The 26096-nt window shown below is 63.1% G+C and carries 24 protein-coding genes; 8 read left to right on the plus strand and 16 right to left on the minus strand.

Annotation, left to right across the window (positions count from 1 at the left end; translation table 11 throughout):
* Positions 1-44: 44 nt before the first annotated feature.
* The 3 genes from G4G27_RS11035 to rlxS form a co-directional block, all read right to left on the minus strand.
* On the minus strand, positions 45-464 hold the full coding sequence (locus G4G27_RS11035) for a helix-turn-helix domain-containing protein (protein WP_244624648.1): 420 nt from the start codon (positions 462-464) through the stop codon (positions 45-47).
* The gene (locus tag G4G27_RS11040; RefSeq protein ID WP_183113365.1) at positions 461-886 is read right to left on the minus strand and encodes a CopG family transcriptional regulator; all 426 of its coding nucleotides are present in this window, start codon (positions 884-886) and stop codon (positions 461-463) included. Before G4G27_RS11040 ends, G4G27_RS11035 begins: the two co-directional genes overlap by 4 nt.
* An 85-nt stretch (positions 887-971) precedes the next feature.
* Positions 972-2924: a relaxase/mobilization nuclease RlxS gene (rlxS, locus tag G4G27_RS11045; RefSeq protein ID WP_183113743.1), complete on the minus strand. Its 1953-nt coding sequence runs from the start codon at positions 2922-2924 to the stop codon at positions 972-974.
* Between the two features lie 305 nt (positions 2925-3229).
* Here rlxS and G4G27_RS11050 point away from each other — a divergent pair, with 305 nt between their 5' ends.
* Both G4G27_RS11050 and G4G27_RS11055 read left to right on the plus strand, forming a co-directional pair.
* Positions 3230-3595, plus strand: a complete 366-nt coding sequence (locus tag G4G27_RS11050; RefSeq protein ID WP_183113366.1) for a hypothetical protein — start codon at positions 3230-3232, stop codon at positions 3593-3595.
* Positions 3596-3685: 90 nt separating this feature from the next.
* Positions 3686-4162 (plus strand): hypothetical protein, encoded by a 477-nt coding sequence (locus tag G4G27_RS11055; protein WP_183113367.1) that lies wholly within the window; start codon positions 3686-3688, stop codon positions 4160-4162.
* Here G4G27_RS11055 and G4G27_RS11060 read toward each other — a convergent pair.
* The 5 genes from G4G27_RS11060 to G4G27_RS11080 all read right to left on the minus strand — a co-directional run bounded on the left by G4G27_RS11060 (position 4159) and on the right by G4G27_RS11080 (position 10369).
* Positions 4159-5082: a nucleotidyltransferase and HEPN domain-containing protein gene (locus G4G27_RS11060; RefSeq protein ID WP_183113368.1), complete on the minus strand. Its 924-nt coding sequence runs from the start codon at positions 5080-5082 to the stop codon at positions 4159-4161. The two genes, G4G27_RS11055 and G4G27_RS11060, sit on opposite strands and share 4 nt — an antisense overlap.
* A gap of 58 nt (positions 5083-5140) precedes the next feature.
* Complete coding sequence (locus G4G27_RS11065) at positions 5141-5362, minus strand: sigma-70 region 4 domain-containing protein (RefSeq protein ID WP_183113369.1); 222 nt, start codon at positions 5360-5362, stop codon at positions 5141-5143.
* Between the two features lie 60 nt (positions 5363-5422).
* Positions 5423-7183, minus strand: a complete 1761-nt coding sequence (locus G4G27_RS11070; protein ID WP_183113370.1) for a ParB/RepB/Spo0J family partition protein — start codon at positions 7181-7183, stop codon at positions 5423-5425.
* A gap of 426 nt (positions 7184-7609) precedes the next feature.
* Positions 7610-9127, minus strand: coding sequence for a nucleotidyltransferase domain-containing protein (locus tag G4G27_RS11075; protein WP_183113371.1), 1518 nt, complete (start codon positions 9125-9127; stop codon positions 7610-7612).
* Positions 9128-9221: 94 nt separating this feature from the next.
* Positions 9222-10369, minus strand: a protein-coding gene (locus G4G27_RS11080; RefSeq protein WP_183112250.1) for an IS3 family transposase whose coding sequence is annotated in 2 segments (ribosomal slippage) — positions 9222-10108 and positions 10108-10369 — 1149 coding nt in all. Because the reading frame shifts where the segments join, the coding sequence is not laid out codon by codon here.
* Here G4G27_RS11080 and G4G27_RS11085 point away from each other — a divergent pair.
* Positions 10364-11290, plus strand: a complete 927-nt coding sequence (locus G4G27_RS11085; protein ID WP_202049682.1) for a hypothetical protein — start codon at positions 10364-10366, stop codon at positions 11288-11290. The two genes, G4G27_RS11080 and G4G27_RS11085, sit on opposite strands and share 6 nt — an antisense overlap.
* Before the next feature lie 39 nt (positions 11291-11329).
* Here the strand turns inward: G4G27_RS11085 and G4G27_RS11090 are convergent, their stop codons facing one another.
* The 4 genes from G4G27_RS11090 to G4G27_RS11105 all read right to left on the minus strand — a co-directional run bounded on the left by G4G27_RS11090 (position 11330) and on the right by G4G27_RS11105 (position 15058).
* On the minus strand, positions 11330-12586 hold the full coding sequence (locus G4G27_RS11090) for a site-specific integrase (RefSeq protein ID WP_183113372.1): 1257 nt from the start codon (positions 12584-12586) through the stop codon (positions 11330-11332).
* A 400-nt stretch (positions 12587-12986) separates the two neighbouring features.
* The gene (locus G4G27_RS11095) at positions 12987-13145 is read right to left on the minus strand and encodes a hypothetical protein (protein ID WP_183113373.1); all 159 of its coding nucleotides are present in this window, start codon (positions 13143-13145) and stop codon (positions 12987-12989) included.
* Positions 13146-13164: 19 nt separating this feature from the next.
* Positions 13165-14082, minus strand: a complete 918-nt coding sequence (locus G4G27_RS11100) for a ketopantoate reductase family protein (RefSeq protein ID WP_183113374.1) — start codon at positions 14080-14082, stop codon at positions 13165-13167.
* Between the two features lie 34 nt (positions 14083-14116).
* Positions 14117-15058: a LysR family transcriptional regulator gene (locus G4G27_RS11105; protein ID WP_183113375.1), complete on the minus strand. Its 942-nt coding sequence runs from the start codon at positions 15056-15058 to the stop codon at positions 14117-14119.
* Positions 15059-15149: 91 nt separating this feature from the next.
* On the opposite strand from G4G27_RS11105, the gene mdlC reads away from it, so the two are divergent.
* The 3 genes from mdlC to G4G27_RS11120 are packed head-to-tail and all read left to right on the plus strand — an operon-like array spanning position 15150 to position 18562.
* A complete protein-coding gene (gene mdlC, locus G4G27_RS11110; protein ID WP_183113376.1) occupies positions 15150-16706 on the plus strand; it encodes a benzoylformate decarboxylase in 1557 nt (518 codons plus the stop codon).
* Positions 16707-16718: 12 nt separating this feature from the next.
* The gene (locus tag G4G27_RS11115; RefSeq protein WP_183113377.1) at positions 16719-18065 is read left to right on the plus strand and encodes an aromatic ring-hydroxylating dioxygenase subunit alpha; all 1347 of its coding nucleotides are present in this window, start codon (positions 16719-16721) and stop codon (positions 18063-18065) included.
* Between the two features lie 8 nt (positions 18066-18073).
* On the plus strand, positions 18074-18562 hold the full coding sequence (locus G4G27_RS11120) for an aromatic-ring-hydroxylating dioxygenase subunit beta (protein ID WP_244624649.1): 489 nt from the start codon (positions 18074-18076) through the stop codon (positions 18560-18562).
* Here the strand turns inward: G4G27_RS11120 and G4G27_RS11125 are convergent.
* Positions 18550-18765, minus strand: a complete 216-nt coding sequence (locus tag G4G27_RS11125) for a hypothetical protein (protein ID WP_183113379.1) — start codon at positions 18763-18765, stop codon at positions 18550-18552. The two genes, G4G27_RS11120 and G4G27_RS11125, sit on opposite strands and share 13 nt — an antisense overlap.
* Positions 18766-18885: 120 nt before the next feature.
* Here G4G27_RS11125 and G4G27_RS11130 point away from each other — a divergent pair, with 120 nt between their 5' ends.
* Positions 18886-19110 carry an alpha/beta hydrolase gene (locus G4G27_RS11130; protein WP_244624650.1) on the plus strand — a complete coding sequence of 75 codons (225 nt, stop codon included), beginning with the start codon at positions 18886-18888 and terminating at the stop codon, positions 19108-19110.
* Positions 19111-19548: 438 nt separating this feature from the next.
* On the opposite strand, the gene G4G27_RS11135 is transcribed toward G4G27_RS11130, so the two are convergent.
* Positions 19549-20442 (minus strand): LysR family transcriptional regulator, encoded by an 894-nt coding sequence (locus tag G4G27_RS11135; RefSeq protein ID WP_183113380.1) that lies wholly within the window; start codon positions 20440-20442, stop codon positions 19549-19551.
* 105 nt (positions 20443-20547) lie between these two features.
* On the opposite strand from G4G27_RS11135, the gene G4G27_RS11140 reads away from it, so the two are divergent.
* Positions 20548-21411 (plus strand): NmrA/HSCARG family protein, encoded by an 864-nt coding sequence (locus G4G27_RS11140; protein WP_183113381.1) that lies wholly within the window; start codon positions 20548-20550, stop codon positions 21409-21411.
* Positions 21412-21575: 164 nt separating this feature from the next.
* Here G4G27_RS11140 and G4G27_RS11145 read toward each other — a convergent pair whose 3' ends face one another.
* A complete protein-coding gene (locus G4G27_RS11145; protein ID WP_183113745.1) occupies positions 21576-23204 on the minus strand; it encodes an alpha-L-fucosidase in 1629 nt (542 codons plus the stop codon).
* Positions 23204-26068, minus strand: coding sequence for a TIM-barrel domain-containing protein (locus G4G27_RS11150; protein ID WP_183113382.1), 2865 nt, complete (start codon positions 26066-26068; stop codon positions 23204-23206). Before G4G27_RS11150 ends, G4G27_RS11145 begins: the two co-directional genes overlap by 1 nt.
* Positions 26069-26096: the final 28 nt, after the last annotated feature.

Below are 26096 nucleotides of genomic sequence, written 5' to 3' on the forward strand. Positions count from 1 at the left end.
TCTCCCCCTCGAAATATCGATCCTGCCGGACTGCCGCGCTAAGTTTACATACAGCGCGCCCCCGGAAGCGCTAGGATCATTCGCTCGACGATTCTATTCTCGGCTTTCGTGCGCGTTCCTTCGTCTTCCGAAATAAGATCATGGCGATCTGACTCCGACGTTCCTGCAATGCTAGCACTCAGTATGGCATTCGTCAGCGAGGGGTGCATCGCTTCAGCTAGGCTACATTGCGCACATTCGACTCTCACCGAGCGTCCACGCTCAAGCAGCGCCTGGATGCCGGACATCGGCACGAGGGTAATCGCGCCAATCTTGATCACCTCGATCTCACCAGCCTTGATCAGCTCGTAGAACTTCGACCGGCCGATGCCGGTGACGCGGCAGGCGTCCGCAATCCTCAACGTGATGGGTGACAGGTCGCCGTTCGGGCGACGCGGCATGTGACGCATGATGCGTTCCTTCATTTGTCTATCCCCATTTCTGGGGGATTGACGGTGGGTAAGCCTTGCCTCGGCGCCGTGCGGGCGAGCATGCGGCCGACGAGCTTCATAAACTCGTCGTAGCGAAGGCGGCCGAGCCGGTTGGTCTCGGCATCGAACGCCGGCTGGTGCGCGGTGAGGGTCAGCTGGTGGCGGATGAACAGCCCGAGAGCCTCGGTGAGGTAGTCGAGCTTCTGCTCCGTCCGGTCGGCGATCCGGTTCTGGCGGTCGAGCCGCGCCCCGAATCGCTGGTCCAGTTCATGGCCGGCGCGACGATCGAACCAAGCGGTCAGCGCATCGGTCAGGATCGCGGTCTTGGACGAACCCGGCTGCGCCGCCAACGCGTCGAGCTTGGCCGACAGTTCGTCGGGCAGGTAAAACTGGTGGCGGGTCTTGCGTGTTTGCATGCGCGCAGAATCCACCGTCGCGCGTCCGGAAAACAGTAGCCCGCTAGTGCCTGCAGGTGCCTCTTCGAGGCAACTCACGCCACCTTCAGCCGATTTCCGGTCCTGCACGCCGCCGCCCGAAGGTCCAGCTGATCGAGTCGCCCCTGCCGATTCCGGATACGTACCGGCCGACCCGCTTCTCGAGCACCGGGCGCCAAGGTACGAGCGTGAACTCCCGCGATTTCTCGATCACCGCATATTTGGCGGAGCCGACCTGCACCGCCTTGCGATAGGTGCCCTCGACAGCGCCGCCGTGGTTCTCGGCGTAGCCGAGACCCATCTCTTTCGAGAGCTGGCCGGCCACCTGCCGCAGTTCACGCCGGCGAAGCTCGTCGATCATGCCGGCGCGGAAGTGGATGGCATCCCCATCGCGCCATGCGAGATCCTGTTCGACAAGCCATTGCTGGCGCAGCGCAAGCGCCTGGCGGACCTGTGCTCCGAAGCCGCGCTCAAGCGTTTCCGGCTCCTTCGCCAATTTCTGCTCGTCCAGCCAGGTCACGCCGTCGTGCCGCGCAAGTTGCTCGAGCGGGAGCTCGGACAGCGTTTCTACGTCGACGGGCCGCGCCGCAGTCGCGCTGCGCTCGAACGCAAGCACCCGATCGACATGATCAGGCGCGATCTTCCAGCTGCCGTCGGGCAGCCGCTCGACGTCCCCTCGGCCGCGCCGCATCGCTTCCAGACGGCGCACATGCGCCTCGGCAAAGCGCTGGGTCGCACTCGCGTCGTGCCTAAGATGATTGTCGATGCTGTAGGTCCCACCACTGGCAGCGGCGACGTCGGCAATGACCCGGTCCGCTTGCCGGACGGCCGGGACCACGGGGTTCACCTTCACGATCTCGGAATGGTCGAGGATCTCCGAAATCGACCGCTCGCCGAGCTCGACATAGTGGCTGCGCCCGTCGATCGCCGCGACGATCATGTAGTGGCGGTCATTATGCTCGTCGGAAAGTCCGGTCGAGATGACGCGGCCGACCAAATGTTTTCCCTCGGCGGGGTCATAGATCGCATAGTCCTGCGGCGGCACCTCTGGCGCCCGCCGCGTGAGCTGCTCATGCATGGCCGCGATGATGTCGCCCCGACGCGCCATGGTGCGGAGCGTGTCCTCCAAGTCATCGGCAAGCCGGAAGCGCCCCCTGCTCTCCTCTGTAGCCAATCCCATGCGCGCAAGCGTGCCCAGCCGCCCCGCACGCAGGCCCTGCTCGACGCTGTCGCTATGCCAGGACGACACCAGCCCGTCGGGCTCGCGCGCGAGCAGCAGCTTGCGGTCGATATTGGTGAACCGCTCCTGCGTGATCTCACGCCGACGGGCCTCGAAAATCTCGCGATCGGTTCGGGGCCCAAGGTCGAGGTTGACCAGCTCGGCGGCGCGCGCGGCAAGCCCGCGGCTGATATACTCGCGGGCGATGATCAGGTCCTTGCCCCGATCGTCTGTCCCACGCACCAGAACATGGCTGTGGGGATGGCCGGTGTTGTAATGGTTGGCCGCGACCCAATCGAGCTTCGTACCGAGGTCCTGCTCGACCTGTTTCATCCAGCGCCGGACCAGCGGCTTGAGATCGTCGTATTGGGCACCATCCTCAGGCGCGACGATGAAGCGGAACTGGTGGCGATCGCCTGCCCCGCGTTCGAGGAATGCCTTGCCGTCGGCGACATCGTGATCCCCCGCGTAGAGCGTGCCGCGTTCGCCCTCGCGCGTGGTGCCGTCTCGCTGCAGATAGCGCAGATGCGCGACGGCTGCCCTGGCTCCCTTGCCTGCGAGTTTCACGAAGCGCGCCTTGACGATCACGCGGCGCGCGCGGGAGCCGACATATCGATCGGACGATCCGAGCACCCGACCAACGCCAGCGCCGCGACCGATGCGACTGCCGTCGAAGCGCCGCGCGCGAGCGCCAGATGGCCGCGCGCCGCCTGCCAGATTGGCAGCCTTGCGGAGCTGGTGCGCGAACGGCCGATCCTTGCCAACCCGGCCCAGCCAGAGCTCGAAATCATCTTCCGCCATCACGAAGCCTCGCCTTGGAAGCGTCAGATGAGGGTGCGCAGAGTGGCCCATTCAAGGGCCTCCATTTTGTCTCGCGGGAGACCCGCAGAAATGCGGGGTTTGCGAGGCCCCAGTCTCGCGACTGGAGGCATGGCCATGGGCATGCCTCCATAGAAAACGACGTGCAGACGCCACTTTCGCGGCCTCAGGGAGGCACCGCTTTTATCTTGCCTTACCCCTCTTCCTGCCCCTGACCTCTGCACCCTTCCCGTTGTTCGCTATTTGTTCTAACGTACCGCTTCTTGTGATTCGAGCTGTGGAGCGGCATGATGGGCGTCCGGATAGAACCTTGCCAAGGTGCAGAACTGTCGCTGCGGGGCGATGTCGAATGCATCATTCCGTTACCTGTGCGAGCACTTCGAGAGGGCTTTGCCATCGCGATTTCCGACGGAACGCTGCTACGCGGAGCCTTGGATCCAAGGACTGGTGAGTGCCGCTTTTCGATCTCTGTAGAAGGCGCAAGCATCGTGTCGATCACGCGCGGAGCCTTTGGTGATGTGGTCGATATGGCGTGGCGGATCGAATGGATCAGTGTTGCGGCGGACGGGGATGCGTTGCGTTCCGATGCTCCTTCTCAAGCGCCAGATCAGGCATTGCTGGCACTAGAAGAACTTCCAAAAAGAGCCGCCTGATTTGGCTTTTCTTGCGCGCGAAGGTGGCGCGTAGCCTGCGACCGGGTGGCTTTAACGGCTCGTTTCATCTTCGTTCGCTAGCATATGGCAATGCCAGCGACGCTCAAGGAATACCCCGGCGCCCTCGCAACGCCTGCTCAATTTCGTGAGCTTGCGGACGAATATCGGGATGCCGCGCTCCTCCTGCTCGCAGCGAGCGAGCGACGTCGACCGCTGAGTCGAGCGCCGTTCCGCTTATCGGCGATCCAAGCGATCGAGCTTTATCTCAATGCTTATCTGCTGGCCCACGGTCACGATGCGGCCGAAGTCCGCAAGCTCCAGCATGATCTTGGCGCACGCACTGAGCTGGCCGCAGCGGCAGGGCTGAAGCTACGCCAGAAGACGGCAGAGCATCTCAAAACCTTGCATCAGAACCGGGAATATCTGGTGACTCGCTACGGACCGGAACTTGCGTCGCAGACATCGCAGATCAACCGGCTAACGGCGACGCTGGACGAGGTTGGTAGGAAGGTTGGGGCTACGTTTCCGTGCAAGGAGACCCAGCAAGCGCTGCCCAGGGCAGCCTAGGCTGCGGCGCTACTCTCGAGCGTGGCGATGCGCTCCTCGCAGATGACCTGCACCGCCTGACCGAGCGTCTCGACGCGCTCGCCCAGCCACGCAAGCTCTTCCTCGCTGATCCGGTAATGCTTCGAGTAGCGCGCCTTCACGTAGGCTTCTTTCAGCTTCTCGAAGCGGGCCCGATCAGTGCGACTGTCGCGTGGCCAAGCGTCGATCAGACGCTGATCGATGCGCTCGGCTTGGGTGCGCAGGAAGCCCAGATTGTGCACGTGCGGCGTGTAGAAGGTGCAGACCAACAGCACGCAATGGTAAAGCCGCTCAGTAGTTTGATGCAGATCGAACGCGGCCTTCTTAGGGTCGCCATCGTCAACGGCGTGGCGATACCCGCGATGAAAACTCATCGCGCTCGGGTACCACTCCTCGAAATACTCCCGCGCCATCGCCAGCGCCTGCTGAGGCGTCTTGGGCTTGGGCTGGTGCAGTTCAGCGCTGTCGCTCTCGTAGAGAGCGATGCCGTCACGGGCGATGTCCATGAAGAAATAACGGCCATGCGCGAGTCCGTCGTTCACTTCACGCATCGTGTGGACGATGAAGTTGACCGGGGTGCGCAGCGTCTTGGTGATCGCCAACTCGCGGTTGAGCCGGTCCTCGGCGGTGGCCCAGAATTCGATGCGGTCGGTCAGCTTGTCGTTGTTGACGATGATCAGCAGGTCGAAATCCGACTGATAACCCTTGGCGGTGTGTGGCTCATCGACCCAGCCGCCGCGCGCGTAGCTGCCGTAGAGAATGATCTTCTGGATGCGCGCCTGCTTCTTCCAGTCGGAAGTCGCGATGGCGGTCGCGTCGCTGAATTCCTCGAACAGGATCTGGACGACACGTGCCAGCTCGCGCTGCTTCGCGGTCGGCAAATGATCGAGGCTGGTCTTCATGGCTTCAGTCTCATGCCAATGGCTTAGAATACCTAATGCGGAAGGAAAAGCGGCGGGCTCAAGGCCCGTCGCCGTCCGTGCACCGGAGGATATGCAGCATCGCGGCGGCAAGGTGGCGCTCCACCTCCGCGACGCTAATGTTCAGCTCCACGGCGATCCGCTGGTAATCCAGATCGCGATAGCGGTGCAGATCGAACACCGCGCGGGGCAGCGCGTCCATCGTATCCAGCGCGAACCGGATGCGCCGGAGAACCTCTGCGAGCGGGAGTTCCTGTTCCATGATCGAAGCTCCAACAGGGAGCCAGCGGCACCGTGGGCGCCGCTGGCATGGTGGGGATGATCACGCGGCTTCGCGGACTGGCTCGGCATTGGGCTCGACCGTCTCAGACTCGGAGGCGATCAGGGGCGCCACCGCGACTGAGCGATCGACGGCGCCAGCTCCGCCGCGCGGCGTGTAGGCGGACGGGGGAAACCGCATCCAGCGCGGCACCCAGCCCTCGACCTTGGTCCGCCCGTTGGCGCCGTTCAGGCAGTCGCGGATGATCGCCTTGAGCACCTTGCCCGGCTCCTTGGCGTTGCCCGCGACGACCTGCTTGTCCGAGACTTCCTCGACGATGGCGAGCAGCACCTCGCGGTCGCGGATCAGGTCGAACAGCGCATCGTCCGGCTGCCAGACCGCCGCCATGTCCACCGTCAGATGCGCCCCCAGCAAGTCCACGATCTCGCTGCGGGCCCAGAGGGTTTCACCCACGACGATGGCAAGGATGGACATCACCGAAGCGTCTTCGAGTGGTAGGAGCCGGGCGAACATGGTGGCCAGTCCCTCCCCTCCCCCGCCGGTGATCGTCGGCGTGTCGCCATCGAAGCCGAGCAACGCCAGCATCTCGCGCCGCTTGGCGTCGAACGACGCCTCCGATGCCGAAAGCTCAACGCTCTCGATTACCGCTTCGCTTCCGGCGCGCTGCTGCTCAACCTTCACCGACCAGAGCGGCGAGCCCGTGATCATATGCGCGACCGCGACCCTTAGCGCCACGCCCGGCGCGTCAGCCAGCTTGGCTCGAACCGCCGCATGGCGATGTAGGTCGACATAGTCGTTCGTCGCAGCGGTAATTTCGGGACGGCTCGGTTTCTCGGTGACGACATGGCCTGCCGCCCCCTTGGCCAGCATCCGCGCTTCCTTGAGAGTGATATAGCCCTCGTGGAAGGCGACATCGCCGCGATGCCCGATGGAGATATAGACCTTGCCGCCCGTCCGCTTAGCCCGTTTCTCATGTTCCCAACTCTGGAAGAACTGACCCGGCTCGAGGGTGACGACCTCGCGCCAGCCCGCCTCGCGATAGGCCTCGGCGCGCGCAGCGATGGCGGCATTCTGCGCTTCCCAGAATTGCTCGACACTGGCGAAATAGCTGTCCTCACCGAACAGGTCGGCGACGACCTCGCCTCCGAACCCGGCAAGGTCGAATAGCGCCACCTTGGTGGAGATCGACGCGCCGCCGAACAGCCACGACTTGAGCGCCTGTCCGACCGGTGCGCGCGCCTCGGGGTCGTCCAGCAGCGCCAGCCACTCACGCTGCTGCGCCCTCGACGCAAGGGTCAGGTGTCGCACAGTGACGGCATCAATCTTCTCGACGCGGTAAAGCGAGCGGATGCGTGGAAGCAGGTTGCCGAGCGCCAGTGTGCGCTTCACCTGCACATCGGTCAGCCCGAAGACGATGGCGATATGCTCAGGCCTGCGGCCCTCCCGGACCAGCCGGGTGAAGGTTTCCCAGCGCGTGACCTCGTCGGGATCAAGCCGCGCGATGTTCTCTATGAGCGACGCCTCCAGCGCTGTCGCATCGTCGTCCGTGTCCATGACCGCGCAAGGCAGCGCGTCAATGTCGCCGCCCTCCGCCGTCACCGCCAGCGCCGCATGGTAGCGCCGCTTGCCCGCCACGATCTCGTAGTTATCGGGAGACCCGTTCGCCCGCACGATCAATGGCACCAGCACCCCCCGCGCTCGGACGGACGGCAGAATGTTGGCCAGGTCCGGCGTCTTCCTGCCCGCACGCATGTTGACCGGCGAGACGCTCAGCTTGGCGATGTCGATATGTTTGAGTTCCATTGTCCTTGCTCCTCTTCAAACACCGCACCGGCCCCGGAAAAGGGGGGTGGGCGGCAGAAGCGAACCGGCAGTCCCGATTGAGCGGCGAGCAGCACCCGCAGGGCCGGAACGGACGTGGAGGACCTGGGCGCAGCCCAGGTTGCGGCACGCCGCGACGGGACTAGAGGGCAGCGACGCCCATCCCCCTTGGCCGCGGCCGGCAGGCGACGCTAGCGCGCCAGCGCTGTCCGCATGCCGGCGTGTCGCCGGCTCTCGCGTTATGTGATCGTCACCGCACCAGCGGCCGAGACCCGCCAGGGGCTCGGTGAAGCGGAGCGGAATAGAGCACGGTCGCGCCAGCGGCGCGGAACGCCCCTTGGTCCAAGCTGGAGTGCTCTCGGTTATTCAAACGGATTCCGATTTAACTTCGGACAGATGGGAACGGCGTTAGAATCGCCCTGTGGGAAGGCGGACAATCTCTTTCGCAATATCCTCAAGCCGATCTTCGCCGTGAAGCATCGCATTCAAGTGCGTCTCCAACCGTTCATCGTAGTCAGAATTCATTATAGGTGAACCGCCGCCGGCTATGACGCAGTTGTAATCCGTTACGTAGCGGCCGCGGTAAGAGACGCGGTTGACGACGGACTGAAGCTTGCCATCGATCTTCGCTGAGCCGTCATCCAGTTCGCCGCGTGTGATCACATGCTTTCCATCGACGAGGCCGAATTCTTCCCAATAATAAGGGAATGGCCCCTCGCCCCGGGCCACCTCGGCTATGCGGCCTTTAGTGTGCTCATAGATTCCGATCGGTGGTAGGGGCGCAACGTCGAGCATGACGAAGCTGTATTTGTATGAGCCGGGACTGATTGCAGCCACGCGCCGGATTTTCATCTCGTCGTCGTTGATCTCGAGCACATCCTTTGACGTCGAGGCCGTACTGATCTGCAAGTTGGCCCGCCCGCGCGTCCAGCAGATCGGCACGCCATCCTCGTACTCGAGGGGCTGCTCAAAAAGCACTTTAAGCCGCTCGCGGATGTCATCCGGATCCTCGAACCACTTGACACCTCTGACCCCCGGAAAGGCGGCGGAAAATCGCTTGGCGAAAAGGACAGTGCTGTGCTCCCCCTTGAGCGAAGGTCGCTTTGGCTCGGCCGCCACGGCAGCGGCCTTGGCCTCTAACTGAATGGCGGCGTCGAGGATCAACTCGGAGAAGGTCAACTGATCTTTCGAAGTCAGCGGGCCCGGTTCACCGCGGCCGCCGCGACGTATCGCGAAGCGCCGGCTGAGCTCGCCGAGACTAGCGCGACGGTCGCGAAGCATCACGGTCAAAAAGTCGGCGCCAATGTTCACGTCGAACTCTGCTCCCGGGTCAGCGTCGCCGTCGTCCTCGAGATACTGCACCATCGCCGCGTGACGCATGATCGCCTTGGGAGCGGGATCGTCCCCATCTTCGAACGGCTTGAGCGTCTCATCGCCCAAGGCGTTGGCTCCGAGGTAGGCGTTGCGCTGCTTCTGCGCGAAACGGACACATCCTAGGACTAGGCGCTCCGCAATCTCGCGGCTGCCAGCACTCGGTAGACCATCGACCAGGTCGCCTGATAGGAGATCGTAAAATGCGTTAGAGGCGAAGAAATTTGGGGCTCCGTCCTTGTGCGCATCTGCTGCCACCTCGAGCGCTGTCGCCGCGACTACGCTGCAGATCAGTTCTTTGCGATCCCGCCGTAAGAGGCGCCCAAGCGCGTCCTCAAGCTCGATCTTACGCGCCAACAGATGGGCGACCCACTCAGTCCGATCCACGGCGTCCGGTAACTCAGGCATGATCACGACGAGATCGACATCACTCTTCTCGCCGAACTGTTCTCCTTCACGATAGATGAGACTTCCGAACACGTAGACGCCTGCGGGAGCAAGCTCCTTGCTAATGCTGACCGCCCAGCGCCGCAGGAGCGCCATGGTCTGGTTCACAGAATTCGCAGGCAGAGTTTCCCCCTCTTGTCGTAGAAGCGTCCGAGCGCACAAATGGACTGACTGAGCTGCTGCCGCTCCCATGGACACCAAGTTAGGCTACATGAGCCTGCCGCTCGAAGTCCATGGGGCTGAGATAGCCCAAGGTCGAGTGCCTGCGTGTCGGGTTGTAGAAGCGCTCGATGTAATCGAACACGTCTGCCTTTGCGTGATTGCGCGTTCGATATGTCTTCCGGCCGATCCGTTCGGTCTTCATCGACGAGAAGAAGCTCTCCATTGCCGCGTTGTCCCAGACGTTGCCCGACCGGCTCATCGAGCAGGTGACGCCATTGTCGGCCATCAGCCGCTGGAACTGCTCGCTCGTATATTGGCTGCCCTGGTCCGAGTGATGCAGCAAGGCGTCAGGCTTTCCACGTCGCCAGATCGCCATCATCAGCGCATCGGTCACGAGCTGGGCGGTCATGGTATCGCTCATCGACCAGCCGACTACACGTCGGGAGAACAGGTCGATGACGACAGCGACGTACAGCCATCCTTCGGCGGTCCAGATGTAGGTGAAGTCAGCGATCCACCTTTGGTTGGGTGCCTCGGCGGTGAACTGGCGGTCGAGGATGTTGTCGGCAATGACCGACCGCAGGCCATCATCCTTGGGCAGACCACGACGTCGCGGGCGCGCCTTCAGGCCGTGCACACGCATCAGCCGTTCGATGCGATGCAGACCACATGACAGGCCTTCGGCCAGAAGATCGTGCCAGACCCGGCGCGCACCATACGTCCGATAGCTGGAAATGAAGCTGGCGCGCACCTTGGCACCGAACTCCTCATCGCTGCGGGCGCGGGCACTGGGTGCCCGGACCAGCCAGGCGTGAAAGCCGCTGCGCGAAACACCGAGCGTCTCGCAGATCCACGATACCGGCCAGATCCCTCGGTGCTTCGCTACGAACTCGAACTTCATATCGAGTCCCTGGCGAAGTAGGCCGCCGCTTTTTTTAGGATATCGCGCTCCGCCTTCATCCTAGCAAGCTCGCGGCGCAGCCGCTCAATCTCTTGCTGCTCCGGCTTCATCACGCCGTGGCCGGGGAATGCCGATCCCGGGTCAACCTGCTGCTCGCGCACCCACTTGCGCAGCACGTTCTCGTGCAGGTCCAGATCGCGAGCCGCTTGCGATACCGATACTCCGCGTTCCCGGACCAACTTTACTGCCTCGAGCTTGAACTCGCGGCTGAACTTCCGTCGTTGCATCTCCATCCTCCAGTTCCAAAAACACCTTATCTCGGTGTCCACGGAACCGGCAGCAGCTCACTGATCCGCGACGCGCTTAGCACCTATCAGAGTGTTACCTACGTCTGTGATAAGAAGTTTCTGCTGATTTTGATGTTCTGCGATTACGCAGTTGAGCCTTGGTATTACGAGCGCGGCCGTAACTTCTACGAGGACGGGCAGAATTATGCGATGGCATCGCTTCTGGCGATCGCCGGCCCAACATTGCTCGGCAAGACAGAGTTCGGGGCACTTTTGGCGGCGTTCCAACACGCAACCAAAGACAAGAGCGTGGCAGCGCTGCGCGAGCTTGTCGCCGCCGCCCGCCGGACGGACTGGCAGAAATTTCCAGAAGCGCTCGGCCCGCTTGCGCGGGATGCCGCACCGGAATGCCTCGCAGCGGTCGCCCATCCCGGCGTTGACACCGACGCCGCGATGGTGGTGCTCCAATCACTCATTAGTCGAATGGAAGTGATGAGCGACGGGCCGTATCGCGTAGAGCATGACCAGTCGAAGAACCTTGAAACCTACCATGAGCTGCTTCAGCGCTTCATCGATCATGAGGACGAAATCGAGCTGCGGCAGACCGAGATTGCCAGCTTCAAATTCCCTCTAAAGCTGACCGAGGTTCGGCAAGTAGATTCTAAGGCGAGCCCTGCGGTGCAGCTCGCCGATGTAATGATTGGTGCGGCCTTGGAAGCGACCCGAGTTAAAACGGGCCAACTCTCGAGTGGCATAGATCCGGACGCGCTGATGGCGCTCTACGGCGAGAACCAATTCATTCATTTGACCCCGGATGTGGACTTCGACGAGCAGCGACGCTTCAGGAAGGGAACGCAGGCAGCGGAGGTCATCGACTACTTCGCTGCGAACTTCGGTTCATGGGATCGGAGAAGAAGGTAGCAACTTACCAGTCGGACTCGTCCGCCTCCTGAGATCGCGCTACTGCACCAGCCGCAGTCCCACAGGCTTCTGAACAATTCCATAGTCGCCCAGCCCTGCCCGCACCGCATCGCGCAGGTAAGACGGGCACAGATGCGCATAATGCTTGCGCGTAATCCGCTCATCCGCGTGCCCGAGCGCTTCTGCGATGACGGCCATCGGCACGCCGGCCATCGCTAGTCGCGACCCGTAGGTGTGCCGAAGAATATGGAACCCCGCAGGCTCCACCCCCGCTGCCTCGCACGTCTCGCGCATCGGCCTGATCTGGTGCGACGTGCCGAGCTCCCGATCATGCTGGTTCAGGAAGACGAGTTCGTCGGTTCGCTTGCCCGTGCAGAGGCCTCGCAAGAGCTGGATCCCCTCATCGCTCAGATGCACGAACCGGGGCCGCCCGCTCTTGGTGTCCGGGAACGTCAGCACACCGCTCATCAAGTCGACATCGCGCACGCGCACGCGGTGGATTTCGGACCAGCGCGCGCCCGTGAGCAGCGCTGCCTGGATCAGCGGCCGGAACCAGTCGAGCGCGTGCTCGATCAGGCGATGGATCTCCGGCCCCGTGAAGTATCGAATGCGGGGCGCGCTGACCTTAGCGTAGGGCTTTACCCGGCGCCACGCGCTGTCATCCGCAACTTTGCCCAGCGCGAATGCCCGGTTGAGCGCGGCGCGAAGCGGCGTGAACGCGCGGTTGGCGTTCGCCTGCTGGACACGCGCGGCATCGTCGCGAATTGGCCGCTCCTTTCGCACGCCCTTCTTGTTCGCGCGATAGACCGAGCGCCGCGAAGCAATCTTCTCCAGGAACTCGCGCAAACGTTCGGTCGTGAGGTCGCTAACCTGCAGGTTCCTGAACTCGGGTCGCACGAGCCGGTCGATCACGTAGCGGGTCTTGTCGAGCGACTTGCCCGAGAAGCTGGCGATATAGTCGTCGAGCGCGTCCTCGACCGTGTAGCGTGGTCGGCGCCTGCCCGCGTCGCGATCCAGCGCCTCGAACCAGTCCCGCGCCTTGGCCTGCGCGGCGGCGAAGGTCAGGACGTCGGAGGTCTCGCCGTCGAAGGCATCGTCGGCGGGGCCCAGCAGCAGCTGCTCGCGCTTGCCGTCGGCGGTACGGTACTTGGCGATCCAGATGCCGCCCTTGGCGCCCTTGCGGTAGCCGAGCGCCCTGCCCCGCGTCAGCGGGTGCCAATAGGGGGCATGACGCCTGGGGAGCAGCGCTCGCGCGCTCCTGCTGTCGAGCCGTTGGTTGCGGATAATGCGCGCCATGCTTTGCCTCACGGACTTACTGCAAATTTACTGCAAAACCGTAGCAGAATTGGGCTGGACGCGGAAGGACCGAAATCACCATAACCGATTGAATTACAACGAATACATAGGCGTCCATATGGACGCGAATACCCCCCGTTGCGTGTACTCTCACGGCGAAAACACGAGTTCGATTCTCGTAGGGGTCACCAGAGATTTCACTGACTTAGCGCCTTTGAAATTCGATCAAATGCGGACGTGGTCCAGATACGGACCATGGAAATCACTAGCCAGCCATGGCTGCCTGTGGGCGATTTTCGATTAATGGCCGATCGTGCAGTACGGCGTGACGATTCGTCCGGCGACCTTTACCTTTTGCCGACATTAGATAACGTCACTGACGAGCGTCGTATGGCTTATTCTAGGCGGGGCGGAGCCGAACGTCGGAAGTCGCGGCATGGTCGAGCCGCTTGGCGGTGCCGGCTAGATACTGCGCCGACCCCATCAGGAGGATGCCCGGCACGAGGAAATCATAGCTCGTCCAGCCATCGACGCCGCCCGGCAGATCGGTGCCGCGCATCGACCCCTCGCCGCGTCGTTCAGGCTCTTTCCGTTTCTAGCAAGCGCACCAGGTCTGCCAGGGTGGAGGTGACCGGCGCGCCAATACCGAACCGATCCGCCACGCGGACAACCGCACCGTTAATCGATTCGATCTCGGTCGGCCTGCCCGCCAGCCGATCCTGCAGCATCGAGGCCTTGTGGTTGCGATGGTTGGCCAGCGCAAAGGCGATCCTCGCATCGATCCGCGACCGTTCGAGGCGGATGCCCTGGGCAGCAGCCGTTTCCACCACTTCGCCGACAATGGCAGCAGCGATACGGCGCCCCGGGGCTTCGTCCATGCCGCCTACGGTGAGGCCGGTGACGGTCGCCAGCGCATTGAGTGCCGCGTTGAACGCCACCTTCTCCCACACCGCCGCCTGTACGGCCTCGTCAGCCTCGGCATTGAGCCTCCCGCGATTGAGGAGCGTAGCAACGGCGTGCGCCGCCGGCTGCGCCTCGGCGGTGAAACCGCCAAGGCGGATATGCCCCTGTCCGTGAGATTCGACCCTTCTTGCGCCTTCGAGGTCGGCGGGCAGATCGGTGACGCCCATCAGCACGCGGGCGGGCGCGAAGACCTCGGCGATGGCTTCCGCATTGCCGATACCGTTCTGGAGCGTGAGCGCGTAAGCGTTCCCGTCCGCCAGATGCGCCACTGCGCGGGCTGCGGCGGCGCTGTGCATCCCCTTGGTGAACACCATGACCAGATCGACCGGCCCCTTCACGTCGCCGGCCAGGGCAGCGTTCACCGGGACGATGCGCTCGCCGTCATCGTCCGAGAGCAAAATGCCTTTGCTGTCCAGCAGAGCGAGCCGCTTTGGATCCACATCCACCAGCGTGACTGAAACGCTCGCTTCCGCAAGACGCGCGGCAAACAGGCAGCCCATGGCACCTGCCCCGACGATGACGATATCCTGCATTGCGCCCCTCACCCATCATGTTCTGCCGCCGCAGCTATAGCTGAGGGAATGGCGGTGCAAATGCGGCCATCCCCGCTTCCGCCCGCACCAGCGGCAGGAATTGCAGCAGTTGGCGGGTGCCCGCAGGCAGCGAACCGCGCCGTCGCCGATAGACGAAGAAGCGCCGATGGAGCGTCAATTCGCTAATCGTCAGCAAGCGGACCGCACCGCTGGCGAGCTCACTTTCGATCAGTACGTGGGGCAGCCAGCCAAGCAGCCTTCCTTTCGCAACAAAGGACAATTGCGCGCCGACCGAGTTGGTTTCCACCGCGATGACGGGCAGCGCCCGCCCCGACTGGCGGACCAGCCGTTCGAATAGAGTGCGGGGCGTCGAGCCGGACTTCGGCATGATCCAGCTCTCGGCCATGACTCGATCCAGATCGACATCAACATGCCGGGTGAGCGGATGGCTGGTGGAGCAAAAGGCCGTATAGACATCATCGAAACGGCACTCCGCCACCGGCATTACCTCCTCGTGCGGCGGCAGCTCCGCCGCAATCATCAGGTCAATGCGCCGAGAAACCAGCGCGTCGATCAGTTCGCTGTCGGGCGCTTCCAGCATGTCGATCCGCAGCGCGGGCGCTTCCTTCAGCAACTTCGCGGCTGCCCTGGGGACGATGCTCCGCGTCACCGCGGCCACCGCGCCCAGCCGCACCACGCCGCGCCGAAGGCCCTTCAAAGCGTCGAGCGTGTCGAGCGCCTGCTCCATCTCGAACAGCAGCAGCCGCGCATGGGGCACGAGGCCTTCGCCGGCGGCTGACAGCACCATGCCCTTGCTGTGCCGTTCGAACAGCGGCAGCCCGAAGCGAAGCTCCATCTCCTTGATGACCCGGCTCAACGCGGGCTGCGTCATATGCACGGCAAGCGCCGCCCGGCCGAGGCTGCCGCATTCGACCACGGCCAGAAAGGCGCGCAATTTCTTCTCGTCGAAAGTCATGCGAAATCCGTATGACTTCTGTGATATTTTTCAATGGTCGAGATGCCCCTCCCCCGCCCATCAGGGTAGCGGGACAGCGGAGCAGGACCGTATGACGACCGTCAGAGATGCCACCATTCGTCTGTTGCGCGCCCATGGCATGACTACCATCTTCGGCAATCCGGGATCGACCGAATTGCCGATGTTCCGCGATTTTCCAGCCGACTTCCGCTACATATTGGGACTGCAGGAATCGGTCGTACTCGGTATGGCCGACGGGTTCGCTCAAGCGACGCGCAACGCCGCGCTGGTCAACCTCCATTCCTCCGCCGGCACCGGCCATGCGCTCGGCAATCTGTTCACCGCTTTCAAGAACCAGACACCGCTGGTCGTGACGGCGGGGCAGCAGGCACGATCGATCCTGCCCTATGAGCCATTCCTGTTCGCCGACCGCGCCACCGAGTTCCCGCGGCCGTTCGTCAAATGGGCGTGCGAGCCCGCCCGCGCGCAGGATGTGCCCGCCGCGATCGCCCGCGCCTATCACATCGCAATGGAAGCCCCCTGCGGCCCGACCTTCGTATCGGTGCCGGTCGATGATTGGGATCAGCAGTGCGACCCGATCGAGCCGCGTCGCATGGTGGCGAACAATCCCGGCGATCCCTTCGCTTTGGCCGAAGCGGCCGAAGCCCTGGCACAGGCGCGTCGACCGGCCATCGTGGTAGGTGCAGGGGTTGCCCGCGACGATGCGTGGGAAGAAGTGATCGTGTTGGCCGAACGCCATCGGGCGCCGGTCTGGGTAGCGCCCATGTCCGCGCGCAACAGCTTTCCTGAAGACCATCCGCTGTTCGCCGGTTTCCTGACCGCCGGTCGCGAACCGATCGTCGCCAGCCTAGCCGGCCGGGATCTCATTCTGGTGCTGGGCGGTCCGATGTCACTCTATCATGTCGAGGGGTTCGGCCCGCATATCCCGGAAGGGTCGGTTGTCTGGCAGATCGTCGACAACCCGGCTCAGGCCGCATGGTCGCCCGCCGGCACCGCCATCGTTGCCAACAGCAAGGCGGCAATCACCGCGCTGCTCGCCGGACCCGAACCGGTTGCACGCGCGACGCCGGCACCGCGCGCCCGAGCGCCAATGCTCGACGGTCGCACCCTGACAGACGCCTATCTGCTGCAACAGATCGCCCGGCTGCGCCCGGCCGGATCGGTCATCGTCGAGGAGGCGCCGTCGTCACGCGGCGCGATGCATGATCATTTGCCGATCGTCGCGCGCGACAGCTTCTACACCTGCGCCAGTGGCGGGCTTGGTCACGGCCTGCCCGCCGCCATCGGCATCGCGCTGGCGCGTCCCTCGGACCGGATCATCGCACTGCTTGGCGACGGCTCCAGCATGTATGCGATCCAGGGTTTGTGGTCGGCAGCACAGCTCGGCCTGCCGATCAGCTTCGTCATCGTCAAGAATGGGCGCTATGAGGCGTTGTTGAACTTCGGCCGCGTCTTTGGCCTGCAGGAGACGGTCGGCACCCGCCTTCCGGAAATCGACTTCTGCGCGCTGGCACGAGGGCAAGGGATAGCGGCAACCCATGTGGATAGCGCCGCGACCCTCGACGCCGCGCTGGCCAAATCCTTCGCCGCGCCGAAGCCGACGCTGGTCGAAGTGGTGGTGGACTGAAAGGCTGAAGCGATGTTCGAGGGCAGACTGTCGGAGCTGATCGACGACCGGCCGCAGGAAGGCATCTTCCGCGTCAGCCGGGCCATCTTCGACGACCCAGCAATCTTCGACCTGGAAATGGCGCGCATCTTCGAGGGCGGCTGGGTCTTCCTTGGCATCGCGGCGCAGGCTGCGCAGCCGCACGATTTCTTCACCACGCAAATCGGCCGGGTGCCGGTCCTGGTCAGCCGTGACGGCGACGGCAAGCTGCACGGTTTCGTCAACAGCTGCCCGCACAAGGGCGCGCGCATTGCCCAGACCATGCAGGGCAATGCCCGTCTCCACGTCTGCCCCTATCATAGCTGGAGCTTCGACAGCGCGGGCAGGAACAAGGCGATCAAATGGAAAAAGGCAGGCTGCTATGCGGAAGCCTTTGACGGCGCCAGCCACGACCTTGCACCGCTTCCCGCCTTTGCCGAGCATCGCGGTTTCGTCTTCGGCAGCCTGACGGTCGGAGTGCCCAGCCTGACCGACTATCTGGGTGAGACGGCAACGCTGCTCGACCTGGTCGCCGACCAGAGCGAGCAAGGGATGGAACTGGTCCCCGGCGGCGTCACCTTCACCTATGACGCCAATTGGAAACTTCAGCTGGAGAATTGCTCGGACGCTTATCACTTCACCTCAGCGCACCCGAGCTACATCCGCATCGTCGGCCAGCGCCAGGAGCAGCAGGACGCCTCGGTCGTCCGCTCGGTGTGGGAAGACAGCAGCTTCTGGAGTGAAGACGCGCAAGGCGTCCAGGGCGGCAGCTACAGCTTCGCTCATGGCCATGTCCTCAACTGGGGCCTGATCGGCCTGTCCGATGCACTTCCACTCTATGAGCGCGCCGAGGAACTCGCTGCCCGACATGGGGAGGCGAAGCGCAACTGGATGTTCAACATGCGCAACCTCACCATCTTCCCCAATCTTCAGATCGCTGAAAATGCGTCGAGCCAGCTTCGCGTAATCCGCCCGCTCGCCGCCGGCCGCACGGAAATGCGAACCTGGTGCCTGGCGCCGAAGGGTGAAAGCGACAACGCCCGCCGCCAGCGCATCCGGCAATATGAGGATTTCTTCAATCCCAGCGGCATGGCGACACCCGACGATACGGTGAGCTACGAGAATTGCCAGCGCGGCTTTGCCAGCCGGGTCGAGCCCTGGCTTCAGGGCTATGCCCGCGGCATGACCGTCACCCGCGAAGGCGGCAATGGCCTGTCCGATGCCATCGCCATGACCCCCGAACGCAGCGTGCTTGCCGATGCCCAGCTCTGTGACGAAACACTCTATCACAGTTATTATCGCGAATGGGCCCGCCGTATGGCGGGCGCGGTGCGTGCATGAGCGCGCCCTTGACCCGCGCCGAGGCAGAGGAGCTGCTTTACCGCGAGGCGCTGTATCTCGACAGCGGCAACTGGGATGCCTGGCTCGATCTCTATCTGCCCGACGCCGTCTTCTGGATGCCGGCCTGGCGCGACGAAACGACTCCAACCGCTGATCCTGACCGCGAACTTTCGCTGATCTACTATCGCGGCCGCCGCAATCTCGAGGATCGGGTCTGGCGCGCGCGGTCGGGGCTTTCCGTCGCCTCCACGCCGCTGCCGCGTGTCGTGCACGCCGTTACCAATGTTCTGGTGGAAGATGCCGGAGAAGCGCAGGCCCGAACCACGGCGAACTTCACGGTCCATCTCTATGACCGGCGCAGTGAGCGCAGCCACGTATTTTTCGGGCGCTATGAGCACCAGCTGGAGCTGGCGAACGCGACCTGGCGGATCGCCGCCAAGAAGATCCTGCTGTTGAACGACGTCATCCCGACCGTCGTGGACTTCTACTCGATCTGAATGTGGCCCGCGCCGCGGTGCAGGCTGCGTGCGACGCGACGGATCTGCAGGCTCGGCAACGGGTGTTCCATTGCAAGGGTGGTAATCGCATTGGCGCGCGTGACCCCATCCTCGGTCGACGCGAACATGCAGACATAGCCCTGCCCGCGCCGGACGCTGGTGAGGACTGAGTCCGGCGACACCTTCCAAACCAACATGTTCATCGATGTCGTGCTGCAACGCAGCCTGGTCCGGCCAACAATCTCTATGCAGGGGGCCCTGATCTTGCGGCCCCCTAGCTGTCACCGCTCTTCGGCGACTTTTCAGGAGGCTGGCCACCGACCTTGATCACGGCCGGAACCCGCGAAATGTTTCTGTCCAACGCAGTGCGCATGCTGCACCGGTTGCGCGATGCCGACGTGCCGGTGGAACTTCTGGTCTATGAAGCGATGCCGCATAGCGGGTTCTTCGGCATACCGGACGACGCGCGCGTGGCGCAGGACATACAGAAATTCGCTCAACATTGCTGGAGCCAGACGGACGCTTCGGCGCCCCTTTCGCCGCAGTGAGCGCGGGCCCCACGATATGCGCGTGCGTCATCGAGCAACGTTGTGTTCGTCATCGATTGCGGCACCCTCATCGTGAGCGGCGGCGACCTTTGCTCCTACGTTCTCGGACTGGTTTCAGGCGAGCGGGCGGCCATGGGCGCGACCGGCAGGCCGCCATGTCGGTGACGCCTGCCTTGATTATGTCCGGTTCGGACAAATAGATGAGCTCGATCTTTGTTGATGCAGTCATGTGCTGCATCTCTCACAGTCTGGTGTCGGTGCTGCCATGTCGAGAGAATGCACTTATGGTTAGTTGCTCCCGTCAGCGGAAGCGCGCTTGCGGCGAACTGATGAGATTGGGGACGGCTCCTCGCACTGGCAATTCGTAACAGATAGACTGCTTCGCGCTCGGTAGTGGACTCGATGTCCGGGCTGGAGAATCCAGAATCATGCCCCTCGTCACTCGTTGATAAACGCCGTCAATTCTTCCGGCGCTCCCGTCGGGAAGGCCGATTTGAGATAATCGAGGAACGCCGATACGCGGGCGCTGAGCAAGCGGCGCGATGGATAGAGTGCCCATAACGCGATGTCCGGCCCCTCGATGTCACCCCAATGCACCAGTGTCCCGGCAGCCAGATCATGGCCGACAAGCGACACGGGAAGGCGTCCAGCGCCGGCCCCAGCCCGGATCGCGTCGCGGTTCATGATCATCGATGATACGCAGAGAACCGGTTCGACCGCGATGTGCAGCGCTCCATCCGGGGTCTTCACCTTCCAGTCTCCGGTTTGCTCGAACGATCCGCGAACGACGGCAGGAGCCGCCGCCCCATCTGTCGGCCGGGAGACAGAAGGGCTCGCTACCACGACAAGCCGATCGCGCAGAAAGGCGCGCCCGACGAGGCTCTCGTCCGGATCCGGGTTGACCCGGATCACAAGATCATAGCCCTCCTCGATCATGTCCACCGGCCGATCTTCGGTGGTCACCTCAAGCCGTATCTGCGGAAATCGGGCGGCGAACCCGGCGGCAAGCTTTCCCATCGCGATCTGGGAGAACAGCAACGGCGCACTTATCCTCAATCGCCCGCTAGGTTTATCTCCGCCAGAAGTGATGGCAGCCGTCGTCTCACTGAGCTCGGTGAGCAATGCGCCAGTTCGCTGATGCAGCGCGCGCCCCTCCTCCGTCAGCTTGAGCGCGCGCGTGCCGCGCTCGAACAGCCGCAGATTCAGACTGTTCTCGAGTTCCGAAACCCGACGGGACAGCGTGGCCTTTGGGCGTCCCGAGGCGCGCGCGGCCCGTCCAAATCCTCCGTGCCGGGCGACGAGATTGAAGTCGGAAAGTGCGAGCAGATTCATGTGTTCCACCAGTGAGACGAAGTGTCCTGAATATAGCGTCTACCAGTACGGATGTGGATCACTAATTTTCGGAAAGCCATTTTGGCATCAACCAGGAGTTATCCCATGACCATCCTCGTTACCGGCGCCACGGGCAATATCGGCCGCCACGTCGTTGAGCAGCTCATCAATCGCGGTGCAGATGTGCGTGCGCTCGTCCGCGATCCCGCGAAAGCCAACCTTCCGGCGGGCGTGGCCATCGTTCAGGGAGACCTTTTCGATGTGGATTCGCTGCGCGACGCGCTCTCGGATGTCTCGACGCTGTTCCTGCTCAATGCTGTGGCAGCCGACGAATTCACCCAGGCGCTCATCACGCTAAACCTCGCCCGCGAAGCCGGCATCGAGCGGATTGTCTATTTGTCGGTGATCCACAGCGATCTCTACGTCAACGTGCCGCATTTCGCGGTCAAGTTCGCCGTGGAGCGGATGATCGAGCAGATGGGCCTCAGCGCCACGATCTTGCGCCCCGCCTATTTCATCCAGAACGACATCACGATCAAAGATGTCGTGACCGGCCACGACGTGTACCCGATGCCGATCGGCAGCAAGGGCCTCGCCATGATCGACGCGCGCGACCTGGGTGAAATCGCCGCGATCGAGCTCATCCGTCGCGAGCAAGCCGGCGCGCCGCTTCCGCTCGAGCGGATCACGCTCGTTGGCCCTGACACTCTGACGGGTGCGGACATCGCCGCCATTTGGACCGAAGTTCTTGGCCGCCCGATCGTCTGGCCAGGCGACGACAATGCCGGATTCGAGCAGAACCTGCGCCAGTTCGCGCCCGATTGGATGGCTTTCGACATGCGCCTGATGGCCGAGCGCTTTCAGACCGAGGGCATGATCCCCGCCGCCGGCGACGTCGATCGCCTCACCGCGCTGCTGGGTCGCCCGCTGCGCTCCTATCGTGAATTCGCTGCCGAAATCACAGCCTAAGGCCCAGGCGCGCAGCAACTCGAAACCAGGATATTTGCCATGATCTATTCGACCGCCACAGTTCCGGTGAACCCGGAGGGCGAAACCAAACGGCCGAGCACGCCGCCTATGGTCGACCATAGGCTATCGATATGGCGTTCATACTATCCCCGCGTGCCCGTTGCTCATGCGGGCACGATTCCGCGCCCGTCGATCCGCACCACCGGGACGAAATCGGGGCTGTTGGTCATATCCAGTTCGAGCGCGTCGGCGCTGCGCCCGTACTCGATCTGTCCGCTGCCGAGCACGCTGACGCGCTCGACCTGCGCCTGCCAGCGCTTGCTGCCCAATGCGGCGATGGCGGCCCTGCCGCGCGGCGGCTTGAGAAAGAATATGTAAAGCGCACCGCCCTTAACCGTAAAACGCACATCGCGTGCATCAAAGCCCTTGAACGCGCCCTCATTCTGCATGCCGGTTGCCAATTGCGTCGGCCCCTCACCATAGACATGGAATGGCCGTGAGCCGAAAATCGCGCTGCCATTGACCGCCATCCAACCCGCGAGGTCGTCGAGGATACGCTCCTCTTCCGCATCGATCGTGCCGTCGCCGCGTTGCGGGATCGAGAGCAGCAGGTTGCCGTTCTTCGAGACGACATCGGCAAGCCGCTGGACGACATCCTCGGCTGATTTGTAGCTGCGGTCGGTGAAGCGCGCGCGATTGTAGAACCAGTCGCCGATGCACGTGTCGGTCTGCCACGGCTCTTCCCACAACCGGTCGGAAAAGCCGCGCTCGACATCCTGCACGAGCCCGAACCGCGCATAGGGTTTCAGCTGCTTGGCGGTCAGGACAACATCGACCTTGCCATGCCAGCGAATGGAGCGGTTGTAGTAATCCGCAGCCGCCGCCAGCCCGATCGGGCCGAACGGCAATTCATAATTGTCCATATAGCAGAAATCGGGGCGATATTTCTCGACCAGATCGGCCTGTCGCAACAGCCATTGCCGCGCATAACGCGCGTCGCCCGGCGGCGCGGTTTCGATCCATTGACCGTCATGCGCGGTATGCCAGGCGTCCATCGCTGCGATCGTGTCGAGCCCGTCGGGCGCAACCATATGGCGTCCGGTGTAGAGCGCCTGCGGATCGAGCCCCTGCCACCATTTGCCGCGCCCGTCCGCCGCGGTCAGCCGATAGGCGTCGTAGCGCTGGCCCTTACGCGGCCCCTCGGGATCGTAACCATAAGCGGGCTGATACCAGTGCCAGGCATGCGAGGCGTGGTTCGAAACACCGAAGCGAAGCCCCGCCGCCCGCGCCGTCTTCGCCCAGATACCAACCACGTCACGCTTCGGCCCGACGCGCATACTGTTCCAGGCGTGATGAGCACTGTCATAACAATCGAGATTGTCGTGATGGCAGGCGAGCGAGACGAAATATTTCGCCCCGGCTTTCACAAAGCGCTTCATCAGCGCATCCGGATCCCATCGATCGGCGGTCCAGCGATTCTGGATCTCCATCATGCCCGTATCGGCGGGGTGGCCGTATGTTTCCAGATGATGTCGATACATCGGGTGCCCCTGCATATAGAGAAACCGGCCGTACCAATCCCCCTGCTCCGGCACCGATTGCGGGCCCCAATGCGACCAGATCCCGAACTTCGCATCACGAAACCAGTCGGGGTAGCGGTAATGCTCGACGAGCGAGGGCCAGGTCGGCTGGACCGGCCCCGTCTCGACGACGCCGCGACGCGCCAGCGCGGGCATCGCCGGCATCGCGGCGAGACCGGCAAGCACGCCGCGCCGATGCCACCCACCTGGCATCATCCGCGCTTTCTGACGGTGACCGCAGCGCCCGTATAAGTCACCTCGGCATCATAGCCATTGTCATCGCTCACTGGCTTACCCGGCGAGACCCACTTCACGCGGATCGTCCGCGTCGCGGGCATGCCCGTCCAGCCAGCTCCTTCGCGCGCACCAATCGTGACCGCGCCGCTGCGGTCGTCATAGGTCATGGGGATACGACTGAACGCGCCGGTCTTGTACCGTTCGCTGCGCCCGTCATCCTCGTACAGCGAGAAGCTGCCATTTGCGCCGGCATAGACCGCGATGGTCAGCGGCGCATCACGCTTCTCGTCGACATATTGAGTCACTGGCCCGATCGGCACCACCGCGCCCGCGCGCACGAACAGCGGCATGCGTTCGAACGGCGCATCGACCATGGCGCGGGCACCGCCACGATAGGCCTTGCCGGTCGAGAAGTCGTACCAGTTCCCAACGCCGGGGAAATATACGCTGCGGGTGCGCGCCTTGTAGTCGGTGACCGGTGCGACAAGGAACGCGTCGCCGAACAGATATTGGTCGTCGATCCGCCGCGCCTTCACATCGGCGGGGAAATCCATTGCCAGGCCGCGCATGATGCTGCCGTCCTTCACGTAGGTATCGGCGCCGAGCGTGTAGATATAGGGCATCAAGCGATAGCGTAGCGTGTCGTACCACACCATCGAGGCACGCATCGGCGAGCCTTCGGGGCTGATCTCGTAGATTTCGCGATACGGGAATTCACCATGGCTGCGGAACAGCGGGGAAAAGGCGCCGAACTGGAACCAGCGCAGATTGAGTTCGCGCCATTCGTCGAGATTGGCCGCGGTCGGGGTCTTGGTCGAATAGCGATCTTCCAGCGCAAAGCCGCCAATGTCATGGGTCCAGTTGGGAATGCCCGACATCGACGCGTTCACGCCTGCGGAAATCTGCGCACGCAGATCGTACCAGCGGCTCGCCACATCGCCCGACCAGATCGCGGCGCCATAACGCTGCAAGCCGCCAAAGCCCGAACGAGTCAGCAGGAACGGCCGCACATCGGGTTTATAGCTGGTCCATCCATCGTAGAAGGAGCGCGCGTTCATCAACGGGTAGCTGTTGAAGAACTGCGCCGCCGGCCCCATCGCTGTCGGCCCCATCGTATCGATCCGCTCCGGGATCGACAGGTTCGAATGCATGTCGGGCTCGCTCGCATCCGCCCACCATGCATCGACGCCGAACGCCGCCAGCCTGTCCTCGACCTGCTTCCAGAAGATGCGGCGTCCTTCGGGCGCATAGGGATCGTAGAAGGTACTCTTGTACCCTGGCCCGACCCAGTCGGTATTCCCCTGACGAAGATTGCCCTGATAGGTGAGCCCCTTGGCGGTCAGTTCCTTGTAGGTGTCGGTGGTCGGATAGAATTTCGGCCAGACCGAGATCATGAAATTGGCATTGTCGCCATGGACCTGGTCGATCAGCGCCTTGGGATCCGCAAAGCGTGTCGGATCGAAGCGATGGCTGCCCCAGTCGTCGTCGCGCCAGTAGCGCCAGTCGAGGACGATATTGTCGAGCGGGATGTTCAGCGAGCGGTACTTCTCGACAACGTCGGTAATTTCCTTCGACGTGTCATAGCGCTGGCGAGACTGCCAGAAGCCATAGGCCCATTTGGGCATCATCTCCGCCTTGCCAGTCAACTGGCGGTAGCCCGCGATCACACCATCCATGGTGTCGCCGGGCACGAACCAGTAATTCTTGGCCAGTGCCACGTCGCTGGTCAGCCACACCGAATGGCGATCGGGCGCAGGCAGCGGATCGCTGTGAAGCAGCGCCATATAGCCCGCATTGGGTTCCCATTCGATGCGGATCGCGACTGGCTTGCCCTTGGTCATTGGCAGTTCGAAATTGGCGTACCAAGGGTTCCAGTTCTGCCGCCAGCGATCCAGCACCAGCTTTCCGTCGGCATAAAGTTTGTAATAGCTCGAGCCATAGAGTTGGAACTTATGCGTTCCGGTCGCGGTCGGCAGCACGTCGCCGGTCCACACCACAGTCTGCTTCTGCACGGCGTTGCCGGCAGTGTTCTGACCGCCGGTCGCGGCGACCGTCTTCGCCTTGGCCGCTTCGGGCCATTTCCCCTGATCTTTCAGGAACTGATAGTCGATCGTCGCTTCCTGCCGCGTCACGGCGGATTTGCCGTCGAGGAAATACTCCGCTTTCCAGCCGGCCTTGCCGCCGCTGGACACGCTCATCCCCTCGCCGACCAGCGTATAGGGCTTGGGATTACCAAAGCGGCTGATCCCGTCATTGTCCCACAGCAGGCCGTATTTCTTCGTCGAGACGACGAAAGGGACGGCGATGTCCATATTGTGCTGGGCGAGTTCGACGTCCTCGCCATTATAATCCATCTGCGAATTCTGATGCTGGCCGAGGCCGTAAAGCCCCTCATCGGTCCCGCGATTGAACTGCTGCGAGACGGCGACGAACGCCTTGCCGTCGATCGTTGTCGGCCGGAACACCGGTGCCGCGCTTTCACCAAGGAGAACGCGGCCGGCAGCGTCGAGGAAGCGAACCTGCCCGGTCGTCAGATCGACATCGGCGACAGCCTTCGCCGCCTTGACCACGACATGACCCTTTGTCTCGGCGACAGTGAACGGCCCGGCGGCCGGCGGACTGGGCGCCATCAGGCTGGGCGTGCGGGTGATGCCCTCCCCCCCCCTGGGCAGCGCCACGACATGGACGATGCCCTCACCATGGACAGAGAGCTCGACGCGCGCCGCCGGACCGTCGGCAGGCGTCACCACCACGCCATCCGTCGTCTTCTGCCACGTTTGCGCCTGTGCCGTTCCGATAGCGCTACCAAGCGTGAGCGCAGCGATGATTGCTCTTTTCATATTCATCCCCTTCATCCGTTTCTCAGGC

Origin of the sequence: Sphingomonas sp. So64.6b (genome assembly GCF_014171475.1) — a bacterium.
In the GTDB taxonomy this organism is placed as follows: Bacteria; Pseudomonadota; Alphaproteobacteria; order Sphingomonadales; family Sphingomonadaceae; genus Sphingomonas; species Sphingomonas alpina_A.

Coding starts and splice junctions, on each gene's coding strand:
- G4G27_RS11100 (WP_183113374.1), bottom strand. CDS start 14,082: ATGCAGGATATCGTCATCGTCGGGGCAGGTGCCATGGGCTGCCTGTTT.
- rlxS (WP_183113743.1), bottom strand. CDS start 2,924: ATGGCGGAAGATGATTTCGAGCTCTGGCTGGGCCGGGTTGGCAAGGAT.
- G4G27_RS11115 (WP_183113377.1), top strand. CDS start 16,719: ATGTTCGAGGGCAGACTGTCGGAGCTGATCGACGACCGGCCGCAGGAA.
- G4G27_RS11145 (WP_183113745.1), bottom strand. CDS start 23,204: ATGCCAGGTGGGTGGCATCGGCGCGGCGTGCTTGCCGGTCTCGCCGCG.
- G4G27_RS11135 (WP_183113380.1), bottom strand. CDS start 20,442: ATGAATCTGCTCGCACTTTCCGACTTCAATCTCGTCGCCCGGCACGGA.
- G4G27_RS11035 (WP_244624648.1), bottom strand. CDS start 464: ATGAAGGAACGCATCATGCGTCACATGCCGCGTCGCCCGAACGGCGAC.
- G4G27_RS11095 (WP_183113373.1), bottom strand. CDS start 13,145: ATGCGCGGCACCGATCTGCCGGGCGGCGTCGATGGCTGGACGAGCTAT.
- G4G27_RS11060 (WP_183113368.1), bottom strand. CDS start 5,082: ATGAAGACCAGCCTCGATCATTTGCCGACCGCGAAGCAGCGCGAGCTG.
- G4G27_RS11150 (WP_183113382.1), bottom strand. CDS start 26,068: ATGAAAAGAGCAATCATCGCTGCGCTCACGCTTGGTAGCGCTATCGGA.
- G4G27_RS11065 (WP_183113369.1), bottom strand. CDS start 5,362: ATGGAACAGGAACTCCCGCTCGCAGAGGTTCTCCGGCGCATCCGGTTC.
- G4G27_RS11055 (WP_183113367.1), top strand. CDS start 3,686: ATGCCAGCGACGCTCAAGGAATACCCCGGCGCCCTCGCAACGCCTGCT.
- G4G27_RS11070 (WP_183113370.1), bottom strand. CDS start 7,183: ATGGAACTCAAACATATCGACATCGCCAAGCTGAGCGTCTCGCCGGTC.
- G4G27_RS11050 (WP_183113366.1), top strand. CDS start 3,230: ATGATGGGCGTCCGGATAGAACCTTGCCAAGGTGCAGAACTGTCGCTG.
- mdlC (WP_183113376.1), top strand. CDS start 15,150: ATGACGACCGTCAGAGATGCCACCATTCGTCTGTTGCGCGCCCATGGC.
- G4G27_RS11090 (WP_183113372.1), bottom strand. CDS start 12,586: ATGGCGCGCATTATCCGCAACCAACGGCTCGACAGCAGGAGCGCGCGA.
- G4G27_RS11140 (WP_183113381.1), top strand. CDS start 20,548: ATGACCATCCTCGTTACCGGCGCCACGGGCAATATCGGCCGCCACGTC.
- G4G27_RS11125 (WP_183113379.1), bottom strand. CDS start 18,765: ATGAACATGTTGGTTTGGAAGGTGTCGCCGGACTCAGTCCTCACCAGC.
- G4G27_RS11040 (WP_183113365.1), bottom strand. CDS start 886: ATGCAAACACGCAAGACCCGCCACCAGTTTTACCTGCCCGACGAACTG.
- G4G27_RS11105 (WP_183113375.1), bottom strand. CDS start 15,058: ATGACTTTCGACGAGAAGAAATTGCGCGCCTTTCTGGCCGTGGTCGAA.